The following is a 17097-nucleotide window of genomic DNA, read 5'->3' as shown; positions in this document are numbered from 1 at the left end:
CCACAGACAGAGGGGAGACAACTCATGTGGCTGCGTTCGAGGTTACAGCTGGTTCCGGTGTTCGCCGCCGTGGCGACGGTGGCGCTGGGACTGTTCACCGTGCCTGACAGCGGCGGTCCCACGTCGGCTGGTTCGGCCCGCTCGAGCGGGACCTCCCGGCCCGACACCAGAGGCGTCGTGCTGGCGGTGCACGGCGGTGCGGGCAGCGCTCTGATACGCGAGGAGACCAGCCCCGAGAAGGAGAAGGCCTATCGGGACGGGCTGGCGGGCGCCCTGCGTGCCGGGCAGAAGGTGCTGCGCGGCGGTGGCAGCAGCGTGGACGCCGTCGAGGCCGCGGTGCGCGCGCTGGAGGACAATGAACTGTTCAACGCGGGCAAGGGCGCGGTGTTCAACGAGGACGCGGGCCATGAGCTGGACGCGTCGATCATGCGTGGCTCGGATCAGGCCGCCGGCGCGGTTGCCGCGGTTCGCAACGTGCGCAATCCGATCTCGGCCGCCCGGCTGGTGATGGAGAAGTCCCGGCACGTGCTGATGGTCGGAGAGGGAGCCGACGACTTCGCCGAGCGCCACGGCCTGAAGCCGGTCACCCAGGACTACTACTGGACGCAGCGGCGCTGGGATGCCCTCATGAAGGCCAAGAATCCGGGGCGTCCCCAGACCAAGGCCTCGCGTGCCGAGGACGAACAGGCGATGGGGACGGTGGGAGCCGTCGCCGTCGACCGTCGCCGCGACCTGGCCGCGGCCACGTCAACTGGCGGCTTGACCAACAAGTTGGCGGGCAGGGTCGGTGACTCCCCCATCATCGGAGCCGGTACATACGCCAAGAACGACACGGTGGCGGCCAGCGCCACGGGTCAGGGCGAGGTCTTCATCCGGGGCGCCGCGACCGCGACGATCTCGAATCTGATCGAGTTCGACGACATGGACGTGACCTCCGCGGCGCGCGAGGTCCTGATCGAGCGTCTGCCCCGGCTCGGGGGCGACGGCGGCGTGATCGCGCTGGGGCCCGACGGGGAGTTCGCCGCGCCGCACAGCAGTCAGGGCCTGCTGCACGGCTATCTGACTGCGGACGGCACGATCGTCACCAAGATCTTCCTGGACGAGTCCCCGCCCGGCGCCCGAGGCCGCTAGGTCCTGTCCGGTCGATCAGGCCGGATCAGTGAGCGGGGTCTGGTGCAGGGGGCACCTCCCAGCGATAGCTGGGGGAGCATCGCAAGGCGGAGGAGGGAGTCCATGCGGTGGGGGCACCTCCCAGCGGTAGCTGGGGGCCATCGGCGACCGACGACAACGCGGCGAGGTGCGGTGCCAGGGCACGCGAGCCCGGCATGATCGGCCGGACAGGGCCTAAAGCCGCTCGATGATCGTCACATTCGCCTGACCACCGCCCTCGCACATGGTCTGCAGGCCGTACCGGCCGCCGGTGCGCTCCAACTCGTGCAGCAGGGTGGTGGTCAGCTTGGTGCCGGTGGCACCCAGCGGGTGCCCGAGCGCGATCGCCCCGCCGTTGACGTTCACCTTCTCCGGGTCGGTGCCGGTCTCCTCGAGCCAGGCCAGTACGACCGGAGCGAAGGCCTCGTTGATCTCCACCAGGTCGATGTCGTCCAGCGTCAGACCGGTCTTCTTGAGCGCGAAGGCGGTCGCCGGGATGGGCGCGGTGAGCATCCGGATGGGGTCCTCGCCGCGTGCGGAGAGGTGGTGGACGCGGGCGCGTGGGGTCAGGCCGTGCTCCCGTACGGCGCGTTCGCTCGCAATCAGCAGAGCCGACGCGCCGTCGGAAACCTGGGAGGAGACAGCGGCGGTCAGCCGCCCGCCCTCGACGACGGGCTGCAGCGCGGCCATCTTTTCCAGCGAGGTGTCGCGGCGCGGTCCTTCGTCGGTGGCCACCTCTGCGTATGGCGCCAGCTCGCGGTCGAAGCGGCCCTCGTCGATCGCGCGCACCGCCCGCTGGTGGGAGCGCAGCGCGTACTCCTCCATGGCGCGCCGCGAGATACCCCACTTCTCGGCGATCAGCTCGGCTCCGTAGAACTGGCTGACGGGCTGGTCGCCGTAGCGGGCCCGCCAGCCCTCGGATCCGGCGAACGGCCCTTCGCTCAGACCCAGCGGCACGGTGGCTTGGCGGCTGGCGAAGGCGATCGGCACCTGCGACATGTTCTGCACGCCGCCCGCGACCACCAGATCCTGGGTGCCCGACAGGACCCCCTGGGCGGCGAAGTGCAGGGCCTGCTGCGAGGAGCCGCACTGCCGGTCGACGGTCACACCGGGCACCTCCTCGGGGAGCCCGGCAGCCAGCCAGCACGTCCGCGCGATGTCGCCCGCCTGCGGTCCGACCGTGTCCAGGCAGCCGAAGACGACGTCTTCGACGGCGGCGGGGTCGACACCCGAGCGCTCGACGAGGGAGGTGAGAACGTGCGCTCCCAGGTCGGCCGGATGGACGGCGGAGAGCCCGCCGTTCCGCTTGCCGACGGGGGTCCGTACCGCTTCGACGATGTACGCCTCGGCCATGAGTGCTCCTCCGCGGGTCCCTATGTCTTCATGTCTACATCGTGCTGAGTCGACCTGACGTCAGTCCCGTACGGCGATGCCGTCGAGCACCATCGACAGATACTGGCGGGCGATCTCCTCGGGACTGTGCTGCCCGCCCGGCCGGTACCAGGAGGCGGCGACCCAGACGGTGTCGCGCACGAACCGGTAGGTGAGCCGGACGTCGAGGTCCGCGCGGAAGGCCCGGGCGGCGACGCCGCGCTCCAGCGTCCCCAGCCACGCCTTCTCGAACCTCTGCTGCGATTCCGCGAGGTAGTGGAACCGCGGCTGGGCGGACAGGTGCCGAGACTCCTTCTGGTAGATCGCCACGGCGGCGCGGTGCCGATCGATCTCCCGGAAGGATTCGGTGACGAGTGCCTCGATGGTCTCCCTCGGCCCGAGCCCGGCCGCGAGCACGGCGTCGTACCCCGCCCACAGCTCGTCCAGGAACGTGGAGAGGATCTCGTCGAGCATCGACTCCTTGGAGTCGAAGTGGTAGTAGAGGCTGCCCGCGAGCATCCCGGCCTCGTCGGCGATCCTTCGCACGGTGGTGGCGTTGTAGCCGTGCGCGGCGAACACCTCGGCTGCGGTGTCCAGGAGCTCCCGGCGCCGGTCGGGCGAGGCGCTCATCTCGGTTTTCCTGCTGTTCTTCGGCACGCCGCCATTGTCGCCTCACGCCCGCTGACTGCTGACCGACACCGTCTCCCCGGTCATGTACGAGGAGTAGTCGCTCGCGAGGAAGACGATGACGTTCGCGATCTCCCAGGGCTCGGCGTGCCGCCCGAACGCCTCGCGCTCGGTGAGTTCGGCGAGCAGCTCCGGAGTGGTCACCTTCACCAGGTGCGGGTGCGTGGCGAGGCTCGGGGAGACCGCGTTGACCCGGACCCCGTAATCGGCGGCCTCGACGGCGGCGCACCGGGTGAGCGCCATGACCCCGGCCTTGGCCGCGGCGTAGTGGGCCTGTCCGCGCTGGGCGCGCCAGCCGACGACCGAGGCGTTGTTGACCACGACGCCGCCGGAACCGGCCGCCTTCATCCGGCGCAGAGCCGCGCGAGTGCAGCGGAACGTGCCGTTCAGGGTGACGTCGACGACCCGGTGCCACTGCTCGTCGGTCATCTCGGTGAGGTCCGCGGTGCCGCCGAGACCGGCGTTGTTGACCACGATGTCGAGGCGGCCGTGGCACTCCTCGGCGAGATCGAACAGCCCCGCGACACCACTCTCGTCGGTGACGTCGCACACGGCTCCCGCGACCCGCTCCGGCCCGAACTCCTCGGCGAGCGCCTCGGCGGTCTCCTTCGTCCGGCGGGCATGGGCGTCGCCGATGACGATCCGGGCGCCCTCCTCCAGGAATCGGCGGGCGGTCGCACCGCCGATCCCGGTGCCCGCGGCCGCGGTGATCACGGCCGTACGCCCGGTGAGCAGGCCATGGCCGGGAACGTAGCGCGCCTTGTCGTCCGTCACGGCAGCACGGTAACCTACCAAACACTTGTTAGGGAAGGAGTCGGGGCGCCATGGACCTGGACCACACCCCCGAGGAGGAAGCCTTCCGGGAGCAGGCCCGGGCCTGGTTGGCCGAGCATGTACCCGCCACTCCCCTCCCCTCCCTGGAGACCGAGGAGGGGTTCGCCGCCCACCGCGCATGGGAACGCACCCTCTTCGCGGACCGCTGGTCGGTGGTCTCCTGGCCGGCGGAGTACGGCGGCCGGGACGCGTCGCTCCTGGAGTGGCTGATCTTCGAGGAGGAGTACTACGCGGCCGGGGCCCCGGGCCGAGTCGGCCAGAACGGCATCAGCCTCCTCGCCCCCACCCTCTTCGAGCACGGCACCCCCGAGCAGCGCGCCCGCGTCCTGCCGCCGATGGCGAGCGGCGACGTGATCTGGGCCCAGGCCTGGTCCGAGCCCGAGGCGGGCTCCGACCTCGCCGCCCTCCGCTCGACGGCGGAACGGACCGACGGCGGCTGGCTGCTGCACGGACAGAAGACGTGGTCGTCGCGGGCCGCCTTCGCCGACCGGGCCTTCGGTCTCTTCCGCAGCCATCGGGCCCAGGGTGAGCAAGCCCGTCCGCACCACGGACTGACGTATGTGATGTTCCCGCTCAACGCGCCGGGCGTGACCGTGCGGGCCATCGGCCGCCTCGACGGCAAACCCGCCTTCGCCGAACTCTTCCTCGACGGTGTCTTCGTGCCGGACGAGGACGTCATCGGCGAGCCCGGACAGGGCTGGCGGGTGGCCATGAGCACGGCCGGGAACGAACGCGGGCTGACGCTGCGCAGCCCCGGCCGCTTCACCGCAGCCGCGGCGCGACTGGTGGCCCTGTGGCGCGAGCGGGCCGATCCCCACGACACGGCCCTGCGCGACCGCGTGGCCGATGCGGTGATCGGCGCTCGGGCCTATCGGCTGTTCACCTGCGCTGCCGCTGCTCGCCTCGCCGAGGGCGGATCGACCGGCGCCGAGTCGAGCCTCAACAAGCTCTTCTGGTCCGAGCTCGATGTCGCCCTGCACGAGACCGCCCTCGACCTGCTCGGGCCGTACGGGGAGCTGTCGGACGAGGCAGGGGACGCGCCGGAGCGGGGCAGATGGGCGGAGGGGTATGTGTTCTCCCTCGCCGGGCCGATCTACGCGGGCACGAACGAGATCCAGCGCGACATCGTCGCCGAGCGGCTGCTCGGCCTGCCGAAGGGACGACGGTGAGGTTCCTCCTGGACCCGGAGCAGATCGCGTTCGACCGCACGCTCGACCGGATGCTGACCGCGGCGGACACCCCCGGGGTCGTACGGGCCTGGGCATCCGGGGAGCACGCTCCGGGCCGCGCGGTGTGGGGGCGCCTCGCCGAGGCCGGGGTCTTCGCCCTGGCCGTACCCGGGACGTACGACGGCCTCGGACCGCGACCGGTGGAACTGGCCGTTGCCTGTGTCCAGTTGGGGCGTCACGCGGTCCCGGGTCCGGTGGCCGAGACGGTCGCGTCGGCCGTACTCCTGGGCCATCTGGCTGATCGCGGGGATACGGCCCTCGCCAAGGAGTGGCTCGGGCGGATCGCGTCGGGGCAGGCGGTGACCACGTTGTGCCTGCCGGGTCACGGGCCGTACGCGCTCGACGCCGACGCCGCGGACGTCCTCTTCGCGGTGTCGGGCGAGGAGCTGTGGCTGGCGCCGGGTCATGGTCCCGTCCAGCGGTCGCTCGATCCGGCCCGTCGGCTCGCCCGGCTCGCAGAAGGAGGCCGGTCGGCGGCGGCCGGGCCCGCGGTACGGGATGCCGTGGCGCACGCCGCCGCCTGGGCCGCGTTCGCCACCGCCGCCCAGGCGCTCGGCGCGGGCCTCACACTGCTCGAGCGGACGGTGGCCTACGCGAAGCAGCGCGCCCAGTTCGGCAGCCCGATCGGCTCGTTCCAGGCGGTCAAGCACCGGCTGGCGGACACCCTCGTGCGGCTGGAGTTCGCTCGGCCACTGCTGTACGGGGCGGCGATCGCGCTGGCCGCGGAGGCGCCGGATGCGGGCAGGGAGGTCGCCGCTGCCAAGGTAGCCGCATGCGAAGCGGCGTACGACGCGGCCCGGACCGCGCTCCAGCTGCACGGCGCGATCGGCTACACCGCGGAACACGATCTGTCGCTCTGGCTCCTCAAAGCCCGTGCGCTGCGCACCGCCTGGGGCGCCCCGTCGGACTGCCGTGCCCGCGTCCTGACCGGCTGAACAGCCGCCGCCTCCAGCGTGCCGCCGAGGCGGGGCCGACCCTGGGATGCGCCCGCCACCACCGGACGGGGACTGGGGGTACGCCCCCTGGCTACGCCGGGGACCCCCACCCAGGCGAAGCTCTGGGGAGGGCGGCGGGCCCGGACGGCTGCCTGAAATCCGTCGTGCGAACGCCGTTCTGGCGATACTGTTCGTTCGAACGAAAGACGTCGGAGACGAGGTGCGGCAGGGTGTCCCGTCCACTGTCCCAAGGTCTGGCGGAGCAGGTCCGCGCGCTCGCGGACGGCGAGGTGACCTCTCGCCAACTGGTGGAGCGATCCCTCGCGCGCATCGAAGCCGCTCAGCCCACGCTGAACGCCTTCCGCCGGATCCGCGTGGATGCCGCCCTCGCGGAAGCCGACGCGGCAGACCGCAGTCTGGCGGCCGGTGAGCGCCTCCCGCTGCTTGGCGTGCCGGTCGCCGTCAAGGACGACATGGATGTGGGGGGCGAGCCGACGGCCTTCGGTTGTCCCGGCGACTTCCCGGTGAAGACCACCGACAGCGAGGCCGTCCGCCGACTGCGGGTCGCAGGAGCCGTCGTCGTCGGCAAGACGAACACCCCGGAGCTCGGCCAGTGGCCGTTCACCGAGGGTCCCGCCTTCGGCGACACCCGCAACCCCTGGCACTTGGACTACACACCGGGCGGATCCTCCGGCGGGGCCGCGGCCGCCGTCGCCGCCGGGCTGGTGCCCGCGGCGCTCGGCTCGGACGGCGCGGGCTCGGTCCGGATTCCCGCCGCCTGGACACACCTGGTCGGCGTGAAACCGCAGCGGGGCCGGATCTCCTCGTGGCCCGACGAGGAGGCGTTCAACGGCATCACGGGCATCGGGCCGCTCGCCCGCACCGTCGCGGACGCCGCCCTTCTGCTGGACGCGGCGAGCGGCAGCCATCCGGGCGACCTGCACCAGCCGCCGCCGCTGCGGATGCTTCCGGCGGCGGGGCGTGACCCGGGGAGGCTGCGGATCGCCCTGTCGCTGCGCCCGGCCTTCACCGGCACGCCGAAGTCGCTGCATCCGCGGGTGCGGTCCGCGGTCACCGACGTCGCCGAACGGTTGGCCGCCCTGGGGCACGAGGTGACCGAGGCGGATCCGAAGTACGGGCCGGTGGGGCTGACCTTCCTGCCCCGCGCGACGGCCGGGGTCCGGGACTGGTGTACCCGCGTGCCCGACCAGGCGCTGCTGGACCCCCGGACGCGCAGCGCTGCGCGGCTCGGCCGGCTCCTCGGCGGTGGTCCACTGCGCATCGCCCGCGCCGCCGAGGCCGGGCTCCACGCGCGCGTGGGGGCGATCTTCCGGCGTTTCGACGTCGTCCTCACCCCGACGACGGCCTTGCCGCCGCCCCGCGTCGGAACGATGATCGCGCTCTCGGGCTGGCGCACCGACCGGGCGATGATCGCGGCATGCCCGTACGCCTGGCCGTGGAACGTCCTCGGCTGGCCGGGGGTCAATGTTCCCGCGGGCTTCACCGAGGACGGCCTCCCGCTGGGCGCGCAGCTGCTCGGGCCCGGGAACAGCGAGCCGCTGCTGATCTCTCTTGCGGCACAGCTCGAGGCGGACCGGCGCTGGTACGAGCAGTGGCCCGGCCTCGGCGGCACGGGTCGCGACCACGGCGGCGACAGCGGACGCAGCGCGGCGGTCGTCTGACACCACCGCCACCCTCCCCCAGAGCTTCGCCTGGGTGGGTGTCCCCCGGCGTAGCCAGGGGCGCACCCCCTGCCCGTCCCGGGAACGTCCCACCGTCACTCTGCGTTGACTCCCCGAGCACATCGGTCGCCGAACCTGGGGGAGTTCGCATGCGTGACCCGCTCGTCATCGCCGTTGCCCAGCCGTACTGCGTGTCGCATGACATCGCGACGAACGCGGCGACGCATGGGGCGACCGTGCGCTCCGCGGGCGCCCGAGTGGTGGTCTTCCCCGAACTCTCCCTGACCGGCTACGAGCTGGATGCCGCGGCGATCACGGCCGACGACCCGCGCCTGTCGCCCATCGTCGAGGCCTGCGCCGACGCGGAGGCAACAGCCCTGGTGGGCGCCCCGGTTCGGGGCGATGCCGGTCGGCCGTACATCGCGACGCTGGCCGTCGACGGCACCGGCTCTACCGTGGCGTACCGCAAGATGTGGTTGGGCGCGGCGGAATCCGAGCGGTTCGCTCCGGGCGCCGGGCCGGCCGTGCACACCGTCGATGACTGGCGGCTCGGCCTTGCCATCTGCAAGGACACCGGCGTTGCGCAGCACGCGACCGACACCTCCGCCCTGGGGATCGACGCCTACGTCGCCGGCACCGTGAAGTCCGCGGACGAGTCTGCCCTGCAGGACGAGCGCGCCCGTCGTATCGCCACCGACCACGGCATCTGGGTCGCGGTGGCCAGTTTCGCCGGGTCGACCGGTGGCGGCTTCGCCCAGGCCGCCGGCCATTCGGGCATCTGGGCCTCCGACGGCGTGGCGGTCACGCGAGCAGGGCCCGAGCCCGGCGCCATCGCGCGGGCATCGCTGGCCTGAATGCTCCGTCCGAGGATGCGTCCGGAGATTTCCGTTTGCGCACACCGGAGCTCCCGGCGACGAGCGGCTCGTACGACCGGGAACCGCGGCAGGTGTGCCCGGCCGGTTTGCGGGAAACCCCGGGCCAGGGCACGCTTCCAGAAGGCACGGAATTGACCAGCCCCGCCTGACTGGTGGTGACTGTCCGGTATCCGGAAGTCCCACGCGCCCTTGAGGACGCGTCCCGCAGCCGTTTAGGTGGTACGGAGCAACTCGGCCGTGATCTGGCCGAATCTCGACAGGTCCCTTCGACGGGAGGTTCCGGCCGTGCTTCACAAAGAGCGGAAGAACCGTGTCCGGGCGTCGCTCACCGAGGGCGTGGCCCAAGCCCATGTCCACGGCATCTGTTTCAAGACCGGCCCACCCCGCCGGCTGGGCGTCGAACTGGAATGGCTCGTATCCGATCTCCACGATCCCTCGCTCCCCGTCGAACCCGACCGGCACTCCGCAGCCGTCGGCGCTCTGCGCCACCTGCCCCTGCGGTCACCCCTCACCTTCGAACCCGGCGGCCAACTCGAACTCAGCCCCCCGCCGGCCGACTCCCTCACCGCCTGCGTGGCAGCCGCCGCCGAAGACCTCGCTCTCGTCCGGGACACGCTGCATGCGCACGGCCTCGCCCTGCTCGGTCAGGGCCACGACCTGTGCCGTCCCCCGCGCAGGGTGCTCACCGACCCGCGGTACGCCGCCATGGAGGCCTATTTCGACCGGCTCGGCCCGGCCGGCCGGGCGATGATGTGCTCGTCCGCGTCCGTCCAGGTGTGCCTGGACGCGGGGTACGACGAGCCCGGCCCGCTCGGCCTCGGGCGACGCTGGCGGCTCGCCCATCTGCTGGGCGCGGTCCTGGTGGCGGCGTTCGCGAACTCTCCGCTGCGCGAAGGACGGCCCACCGGCTGGAAGTCCACCCGGCAGGCCGTGTGGGCGAAGCTCGACCCCGGCCGGTCCCTGGCCCCGCTCGAGGTTCTGGACCCCCGGGCGGACTGGGCGGCGTACGTCCTCGACGCGCCCGTCATGTGTGTGCGCCATGACAACGGTCCGTGGACCGTCCCGCGCGGGCTCACCTTCCGGGAGTGGATACGCACCGGGCGTCCCCGGCCGCCCGACCTCGACGATCTCGACTACCACCTGACCACTCTCTTCCCCCCGGTCCGACCGCGCGGCCACCTGGAACTGCGCATGATCGACGCCCAGCCGGGCGAGGACGGCTGGCTCGTTCCCCTGGCCGTCACCGCCGCCCTCTTCGACGATCCGGAGGCCTCCGAAGCCGTCTACCGGGCGGTCAAACCGCTCGCCGAGACGGCCGGCTGCGAGCCCGCGCCCCGCAATCCGCTGTGGCGGGCCGCCGCCCGCCACGCCCTGGCCGACCCCGAACTGCACGCCGCCGCCGTCCTCGGTTTCGCGGCAGCCCAGGAGGCACTGCCCCGGCTCGGGGCACCGGCCGAACTCCAGGCCTCCGTCGCCGACTTCGCGGACCGTTACGTCGCCCGCGGGCGATGTCCCGCCGACGACCTGCTCGACTCCCTGACCGGGAAGGAAAGCCGCTCATGACCGACACCGGCCCCTCGACCGAGCCCGCGGGAGATCCCGTCGAGGCGCTCCGGCAGCGCGCCCTCCACGCCCTCACCGCCGCCCGGGAGCGCACCAGCACCCTCACCACCTGCGTCGAGGAACCCGACCTCACCGCCCAGCACTCGCCTCTGATGTCCCCCCTGGTCTGGGACCTGGCGCACATCGGCAACCAGGAAGAGCTGTGGCTGCTGCGGGCCGTGGGCGGGCGTGAAGCGCTGCGTCCCGACATCGACAAGGTGTACGACGCCTTCGAGCACCCCCGCGCGGAGCGGCCTTCCCTGCCGCTGCTGCCGCCGGCCGAGGCGCGCCACTACGTCGCCGACGTGCGCAACCGGGTGCTGGACATCCTGGAGGCCGCCCCGCTGCAGGGCAGTCCCCTGGTGGACGCCGGGTTCGCGTTCGGGATGATCGCCCAGCACGAGCAGCAGCACGACGAGACGATGCTCATCACGCACCAGCTGCGCCGCGGCCCTGCGGCGCTCACCGCTCCCCCGCCCGGCTCCGCGCCCGCGGATGCCGCCGCCCTGCCGTCCGAAGTCCTCGTCCCAGGCGGCCCGTTCACCATGGGCACCTCCACCGAACCATGGGCGCTGGACAACGAGCGCCCCGCCCACACCCGGGATGTACCGAGCTTCCACATCGACACCGTGCCGGTCAGCAACGGCGCGTACGCCTGCTTCGTGGCGGACGGCGGCTACGACGACCCGCGCTGGTGGGCTCCGGAGGGCTGGGCGCACATCCGCGAACACGGGCTGGCCGCACCGCTGTTCTGGCGCCGCGAGGGCACGCAGTGGCTACGGCGGCGGTTCGGGGTCACCGAGCCCGTGCCCCCGAACGAGCCGGTGGTGCACGTGAGTTGGTACGAGGCCGACGCGTACGCCCGGTGGGCGGGACGCCGGCTGCCCACCGAGGCGGAGTGGGAGAAGGCGGCCCGCCACGACCCGGTCACCGGCCGCTCCCTGCGCTACCCGTGGGGCGACGCCGACCCCGCCCCCGAGCACGCGAACCTCGGCCAGCGCCATCTGCAGCCCGCGCCCGTCGGGAGCTATCCGGAGGGTGCGTCACGGCTGGGCGTACGGCAGCTGATGGGCGATGTGTGGGAGTGGACCGCGAGCGACTTCCTGCCGTACCCGGGCTTCGCGGCGTTCCCGTATCCCGAGTACTCGGAAGTCTTCTTCGGCAGCGCGTACAAGGTGCTGCGCGGTGGCTCCTTCGCGGTCGACCCGGTCGCCTGCCGCGGCACCTTCCGCAACTGGGACCTCCCGATCCGCCGCCAGATCTTCGCGGGCTTCCGCACGGCCCGCACCGCCGCCCCGGAATCGGCATGAACGCGCCGCATCCGGTTGTGGGGCGCTGATGTGCCGGCACATCGCATATCTCGGGCCCGAGGTGGCGATCGGCGAGATCGTCGTTCAGCCGGAGCACGCGCTCTTCCGGCAGTCTTGGGCGCCACGCCGGCAGCGGTACGGGACCGTCAACGCCGACGGCTTCGGCGTGGGGTGGTACGCCCCCGCCGACCCGGTGCCCGCGCGCTACCGAAGGGCAGGGCCGATCTGGGCCGATCCGTCGTTCGCCGACCTCGCCCGGGTCGTCCGTACCACCGCCCTGCTCGCCGCCGTGCGCGATGCCACCGAGGCCGGGGCGGACGGGGAGGCGGCGGCCGCACCGTTCGCCGGCGGGCCATGGCTGTTCAGCCACAACGGCGCGCTGCGGGACTGGCCCCGGTCCGCCGCGCCGCTCGTGGCCGGCCTCCCGGCCCTCGACCTGCTGACGCTGGAGGCGCGCAACGACTCCGCGTTCGTCTGGTCGTTGGTGCTGCACCGGCTGCGTTCGGGCGACGACCCCGGCCGGGCGCTCGCCGACACCACCGCCGCGCTCGCCGAGGCCGCGCCCGGCTCGCGGCTGAACCTGCTGCTCGTCGACGGCGGCTCGGCCTTCGCGACCACCTGGGGCGACACCCTCTGGTATCTGGCCGACCGCCCCCGGGGCGCCATGGCCGTCGCGTCCGAGCCGTACGACGACGACGCCCGTTGGACGGAGGTCCCCGACCGCACCCTGCTCAGCGCCACCCGCGCCGAAGTCCTCCTGACCCCTCTCAAGGAGCCTTGCACGTGAGCCCGTATCTCCTCACCCGCACCCTCCCCGCCGACGCCATGTCCTCCGCCCTGCGGCGGGACGTCCTGCGCGGCCTCGGCACCGACCCCAAACAGCTGCCGCCCAAGTGGTTCTACGACGCTCGCGGCAGCGATCTCTTCGAGGAGATCACCCGGCTGCCGGAGTACTACCCCACCCGCGCCGAGCGGGAGATCCTCATCGAGCGGGCTCCCGCGATCGCCGCCGCCACCGGCGCCCGTACCCTCGTCGAGCTCGGCTCCGGATCCTCCGAGAAGACCCGCCACCTCATCGGAGCCCTCGCCGACCTGCGGACGTACGTCCCCGTGGACGTCAGCGAGTCGGCGCTCACCCAGGCCGGCCAGGCCCTGCTCGCCGACCATCCGGACCTGGCCGTGCACGCCCTGGTCGCCGACTTCCAGAACGGGCTGGTGCTTCCGGATGCCCCGGGTCCGCGACTGGTCGCGTTCCTCGGCGGCACGATCGGCAATCTGCTGCCCGCCGAGCGCCTGACCTTCCTCGGCGCCGTCCGCGCCCTGCTCTCCCCGGGCGACGCACTGCTGTTGGGCACCGACCTGGTCAAGGACGAGAGCGCGCTGGTGGCGGCGTACGACGACACGGCCGGGGTCACTGCGGCCTTCAACAAGAACGTGCTGTCCGTCCTCAACCGCGAACTGGGCGCCGACTTCGACCCCGATGACTTCGACCACGTGGCGGTGTGGGATTCCGAACACGAGTGGATCGAGATGCGACTGCGCGCCCGCACCGCGGTGACCGCCAAGATCCCGGCTCTCGACCTGGCGGTCGGCTTCGACGCGGGTGAGGAGCTGCGGACCGAGGTCTCGGCGAAGTTCCGGCAGGACGGCGTCCGGGACGAGCTGGCGGCCGCGGGGCTGGATCTGCGCCACTGGTGGACGGACGGCGCCGGACGGTTCGCGCTCTCCCTCGCCTTCCCGTCCGACTAGCCGTTACGTCCGGTCCACCGGCCGTTCGACGATGACGTCGGCCCAGGTGTCGTAGAAGGACAGCCGGCCCTTGATCAGGGCGACCTCCGGCAGCGGGTCCGGGTAGGCCCACGCCACATCCGTCACGACCCGGCCGTCGCCGCCCCGGTACGACCAGTACGAGGCCCGACCCTTGTAGGGGCAGAACGTGTGTGTGTCGGTGGGCTCCAACAGGTGCATCGCCACATCCTCGGGAGGGAGGTAGTAGCGGACCGGCAGACCCGTCTCGTACATCAGCACCGGCCGGCTGGACTCGGCGACCACCTGCCCGTCGATCGTAACCGTGACGACCTCGGTACCGGGAACCGCTTCCACGGTGTGCTGGGCGGGCACGGCAGCGCTCCCTCGTCGTCGATTCGGGGCCCGGCGCACGGCGGCCCGGCCATATCGGTCCAACGCCTGGTCACCGACCCTGCATTCCCGCCCTCGTGCGAGCCGGGGCGCGCCCCGCTGAGGAGCGGGTCCGCGGTGCCGGGACCCGGCTCCGGGGTGCGGTGTCCTGCCCGTCGCCGGCCACCGCCGCCCGCGCGGCGCGGGCCAGCGCGCCCCGGTCGGCGTACGTGTCCGGGCCGATGGCCGGCAGGACGGTCACCTCGGCGACGAGGCCGCGGGCGGCGACCACCCTGCGCAACGAGTCGAGCAGCGTGTCCTCGCCGATGAAGGCCGCCATCGCCGTCGGCCGCCGGTCGTCCAGCCGGTAGCGGATCCGGACCGGCTGGACGGGCACTCTCGCGTCGAGCGCCGCCTGGAACGCGGCGTTACGGAAGCGCCCATGCTGCCGGCCGCACCACGTGCTTCCCTCGGGGAAGACCACCACGGTGGAGCCGGAGCGCATCGCGGCGGCCATCTCGGCGACGGTTCCGGGAAGGGCGCGCAGCCGGTCGCGGTCGAGGAAGATCGTGGCGCCACGGGCTGCAAGCGGTCCCAGGACCGGGTAGGCCGCGACCTCAATCTTGGCCAGCATCCGGCCAGGCCGTACGGCGGCGACCAGTGGGATGTCCAGCCACGACACGTGATTGGCCACGACGAGCGCTCCGCCGGCCGGCCGTACCGCCGCGCCGCCGGTGATCCGTACGCGGACGCCGAAGGCCGCGACCACCGAGCGGCACCAGAGGGCGGTCAGCCGGTCCCGGCGGATCGTGGAGCACTGCCGGGCGAGCGGGGAGAGCACGATCCCGCAGAGCAGGACCACCAGGCCCGCCGCGTACCGGAAGATCCTGCGCAGAACTGGCACACACGGCACCGGATCGTCCAGGCAGAGCTGAGGCGTGCACGGCGCGCTGGGCAGCCAGGGGCCGACCGGAGCGCTCACGGAGTGACTCATGGTGCGGAGGTGAGGGAGAGGAAGTGGCGGAGGTAGCGCGGGTCGGTGCGCCGCAGGGAGAGGAGCACATAGAGGTCGGCCACGCCGAAGTCCGGGTCGTGGGCGGGCTCCCCGCAGACCCAGGCGCCGAGCCGCAGATAGCCGCGGAGCAGCGGCGGGAGCGGGGTGCGCCCTTCGGGGACCGCGCTGGTGGGGTACCAGGGCAGGTGCGGGGTGACGCGGTACTCCTCGGGCGAGAGGTGCTTGGCGGAGACGGTGTCCCAGACGCCGGCGGCGAGCGCTCCGCCGTCGGCAAGGGGGATGGAGCAGCAGCCGGCGAGCCAGTTGTGCCCCGTGTCGGTCATGTAGCGGGCGATGCCGGCCCACATGAGGGAGATGACGGCGCCGTCGCGGTGGTCGGGGTGGACGCAGGAGCGGCCGACCTCGACGAGGTCGGCACGGATGCCGGCGTGCCGGCTGATGTCGAACTCGGTTTCGGCGTAGAGCCGTCCGGCGACGGCTGCGCGCTTGGGCGGCAACAGCCGGTAGGTGCCGACGACGGTCCCGGTGCCCTCCTCCCGTACCAGCAGGTGGTCGCAGTAGGCGTCGAAGGAGTCGATGTCGAGGCCCGGCTCGGTGGTGGCGAGCAGTGCTCCCATCTCACCGGCGAAGACCTCGTGGCGCAGCCGCTGCGCGGCCCGTACGTCGTGCTCGTCGCGCGCGAGGGAGACCGTGTAGCGAGGGCGGGTGACGGTGGGGGCGGGAGCCGGGGCGAGCGGTGGTGAAGTCGTCATGTCTCCTTCTTGACCGCGCCGGCTGGCGCGAACGTGACCGTTTCGGGTTGGGCGGATGTGCGGTGGCTGAATGACTGGGGCACGGTTGGACGTGGAAGGGGGGCCGCCCCACTGCAGCAGGGAGACCGTCATGACCGATCACACCTACCGGGTGACCGAGATCGTCGGGTCGTCGCACGAGGGTGTGGACGCCGCGATCCGCAACGGGATCCAACGCGCCGCCCAGACGTTGCGCTATCTGGACTGGTTCGAGGTGACGGAGATTCGAGGGCACCTCGTGGAGGGCCACATCGAGCACGTCCAGGTGGGACTCAAGGTCGGATTCCGGCTGGAGGACTCCCAGAAGCCGGGGTCCTGAGAACCGTCCGGGCGGCATACGTCCGATCGGGCTGTCCACAGCTCGCGCAGCCCAGCATTACGGGCATATAAGGATTAAAAAGGGCAACCTGGTAAAAGGCGGCGCCGACCCCCGCCCTTCGCTTCGTCCCCCAGGGGAGACTCACGTGCCAGTTAGCCTTGAGCACTTGCGCCGTTGCTCGGTTGCCGTCGACCTCGGTGCCGCCAGAACCAGGGTGTACGTCAAGGACACCGGACTGGTCGTCGACGAGCCCAGTGTGGCCGCCGTGAACACCCGCTCCGGGGCGCTGCTGGCGGTGGGCGAGCTGGCCGAGCGGATGACAGGCCGCACGCCCGAGTACATCCGCGTGGTCCGCCCCGTCTCCGGTGGCACCGTCGTGGACATCGACATGGCGCAACGGATGCTCCGCCAGCTCATCGGTGACAAGCTCCGCAAGGCCTGGCGCCGCAAGCCCGCGCTGCGGATCGCGGCCTGCACCCCGCACGACAGCGAGCCGCTGACGCAGCGTGCGGCCGTGGAGACACTGACGGCGCTCGGGGCCCGGCGGGTGGAACTGGCCGACGCGCTCATCTGCGCCGCCGTGGGGTGCGGACTGCCGGTGGAACAGCCCGAGGCCACCATGATCGTGGTGTGCGGTGCGGCGACGAGCCAGGTCGCGGTGCTCTCGCTGGGGTCGATCGTCGCGGCGGAGAACATCCCGGTGGGTGGCAACTCCATCGACCACGCGGTCATGGAGCATCTGCGCAGCGAGCACGAACTGATGCTGCCGAGCCCGGCCGTGCGTCCGCTGCACCTCGTACTGAGCGCCGCCGAGGACACGACGGACCTGGCCGAGGTGCACGGCCGCGATGTCGCGACCGGGCTGGCCCGCTCGGTCACCGTCGACACCGCGGAGGTGCGACGGGCCATCGTCAACGCACTGACGGCACTGCTCGACGGCATCCGCGTGGTGCTCCGGCGCTGCCCGCCGGATCTGGTCGCCGATCTGTCCGACCGGGGCATCATGGTGGCCGGCGGCAGCGCGCTGCTGCCGGGGCTAGACACGCTGCTCAGCCGCGCCACCGGCATGCCGGCGCAGACCGCCGAGCGGCCGGACACCTGCGCCGTACGGGGGCTGGGCTCGATGCTCGAGGGCAAGGTGCGGCCACTGCATCTCGACCCGCTGACGAACTGACCGGTC

General features: G+C 72.4%; 17 protein-coding genes. 11 read left to right on the top strand and 6 right to left on the bottom strand.

All coding sequences use genetic code 11. From position 1 onward, the window contains the following. Window positions 1-24: 24 nt before the first annotated feature. Window positions 25-1131, top strand: a complete 1107-nt coding sequence (locus ACTWQI_RS11565) for an isoaspartyl peptidase/L-asparaginase family protein (protein ID WP_443269729.1) — start codon at window positions 25-27, stop codon at window positions 1129-1131. A gap of 213 nt (window positions 1132-1344) precedes the next feature. Here ACTWQI_RS11565 and ACTWQI_RS11560 read toward each other — a convergent pair whose 3' ends face one another. From ACTWQI_RS11560 to ACTWQI_RS11550, 3 genes are read right to left on the bottom strand one after another with little or no spacing between them, the layout of a single operon-like run. Next, entirely contained in the window at window positions 1345-2502 is a 1158-nt protein-coding gene (locus ACTWQI_RS11560) for an acetyl-CoA C-acetyltransferase (protein WP_443269728.1), read from the bottom strand. Window positions 2503-2562: 60 nt separating this feature from the next. Beyond that, on the bottom strand, window positions 2563-3150 hold the full coding sequence (locus ACTWQI_RS11555; RefSeq protein WP_443269912.1) for a TetR/AcrR family transcriptional regulator: 588 nt from the start codon (window positions 3148-3150) through the stop codon (window positions 2563-2565). Window positions 3151-3192: 42 nt separating this feature from the next. Continuing rightward, window positions 3193-3981, bottom strand: a complete 789-nt coding sequence (locus tag ACTWQI_RS11550; protein WP_443269727.1) for an SDR family oxidoreductase — start codon at window positions 3979-3981, stop codon at window positions 3193-3195. Window positions 3982-4031: 50 nt separating this feature from the next. Here ACTWQI_RS11550 and ACTWQI_RS11545 point away from each other — a divergent pair, with 50 nt between their 5' ends. The 8 genes from ACTWQI_RS11545 (at window position 4032) to egtD (ending at window position 13423) form a co-directional block, all read left to right on the top strand. Continuing rightward, window positions 4032-5210, top strand: a complete 1179-nt coding sequence (locus ACTWQI_RS11545; protein ID WP_443269726.1) for an acyl-CoA dehydrogenase family protein — start codon at window positions 4032-4034, stop codon at window positions 5208-5210. Further along, window positions 5207-6205 (top strand): acyl-CoA dehydrogenase family protein, encoded by a 999-nt coding sequence (locus ACTWQI_RS11540; protein WP_443269725.1) that lies wholly within the window; start codon window positions 5207-5209, stop codon window positions 6203-6205. Before ACTWQI_RS11545 ends, ACTWQI_RS11540 begins: the two co-directional genes overlap by 4 nt. A gap of 230 nt (window positions 6206-6435) precedes the next feature. After that, window positions 6436-7887 (top strand): amidase, encoded by a 1452-nt coding sequence (locus ACTWQI_RS11535; protein WP_443269724.1) that lies wholly within the window; start codon window positions 6436-6438, stop codon window positions 7885-7887. Window positions 7888-8036: 149 nt separating this feature from the next. Then, window positions 8037-8741: a carbon-nitrogen hydrolase family protein gene (locus ACTWQI_RS11530; RefSeq protein WP_443269723.1), complete on the top strand. Its 705-nt coding sequence runs from the start codon at window positions 8037-8039 to the stop codon at window positions 8739-8741. Window positions 8742-9098: 357 nt separating this feature from the next. Then, window positions 9099-10325: an ergothioneine biosynthesis glutamate--cysteine ligase EgtA gene (egtA, locus tag ACTWQI_RS11525; RefSeq protein ID WP_443269911.1), complete on the top strand. Its 1227-nt coding sequence runs from the start codon at window positions 9099-9101 to the stop codon at window positions 10323-10325. After that, the gene (egtB, locus tag ACTWQI_RS11520) at window positions 10322-11674 is read left to right on the top strand and encodes an ergothioneine biosynthesis protein EgtB (RefSeq protein WP_443269722.1); all 1353 of its coding nucleotides are present in this window, start codon (window positions 10322-10324) and stop codon (window positions 11672-11674) included. Before egtA ends, egtB begins: the two co-directional genes overlap by 4 nt. Before the next feature lie 28 nt (window positions 11675-11702). Then, complete coding sequence (egtC, locus tag ACTWQI_RS11515) at window positions 11703-12461, top strand: ergothioneine biosynthesis protein EgtC (RefSeq protein WP_443269721.1); 759 nt, start codon at window positions 11703-11705, stop codon at window positions 12459-12461. After that, window positions 12458-13423, top strand: a complete 966-nt coding sequence (egtD, locus tag ACTWQI_RS11510) for an L-histidine N(alpha)-methyltransferase (RefSeq protein ID WP_443269720.1) — start codon at window positions 12458-12460, stop codon at window positions 13421-13423. The genes egtC and egtD overlap by 4 nt, the downstream gene beginning before the upstream one ends. Window positions 13424-13426: 3 nt before the next feature. On the opposite strand, the gene ACTWQI_RS11505 is transcribed toward egtD, so the two are convergent. The 3 genes from ACTWQI_RS11505 to ACTWQI_RS11495 form a co-directional block, all read right to left on the bottom strand. After that, on the bottom strand, window positions 13427-13795 hold the full coding sequence (locus tag ACTWQI_RS11505) for a DUF427 domain-containing protein (protein WP_443269719.1): 369 nt from the start codon (window positions 13793-13795) through the stop codon (window positions 13427-13429). Window positions 13796-13865: 70 nt separating this feature from the next. Next, complete coding sequence (locus ACTWQI_RS11500; protein ID WP_443269718.1) at window positions 13866-14786, bottom strand: lysophospholipid acyltransferase family protein; 921 nt, start codon at window positions 14784-14786, stop codon at window positions 13866-13868. Beyond that, on the bottom strand, window positions 14783-15559 hold the full coding sequence (locus ACTWQI_RS11495) for a GNAT family N-acetyltransferase (protein WP_443269717.1): 777 nt from the start codon (window positions 15557-15559) through the stop codon (window positions 14783-14785). Before ACTWQI_RS11495 ends, ACTWQI_RS11500 begins: the two co-directional genes overlap by 4 nt. Before the next feature lie 130 nt (window positions 15560-15689). Between ACTWQI_RS11495 and ACTWQI_RS11490 the strand changes: the two genes are divergently transcribed. Beyond that, window positions 15690-15917: a dodecin gene (locus tag ACTWQI_RS11490; RefSeq protein WP_443269716.1), complete on the top strand. Its 228-nt coding sequence runs from the start codon at window positions 15690-15692 to the stop codon at window positions 15915-15917. Between the two features lie 145 nt (window positions 15918-16062). Beyond that, a complete protein-coding gene (locus tag ACTWQI_RS11485; RefSeq protein WP_443269715.1) occupies window positions 16063-17091 on the top strand; it encodes a rod shape-determining protein in 1029 nt (342 codons plus the stop codon). The last annotated feature ends 6 nt before the right edge of the window (window positions 17092-17097 follow it).

The organism is Streptomyces sp. KR80 (assembly GCF_052245555.1).
Classification (GTDB): domain Bacteria; phylum Actinomycetota; class Actinomycetes; order Streptomycetales; family Streptomycetaceae; genus Streptomyces.
The sequence above is the reverse complement of the archived record's forward strand: the minus strand, read 5'-3'. Positions and strand labels throughout refer to the sequence as shown.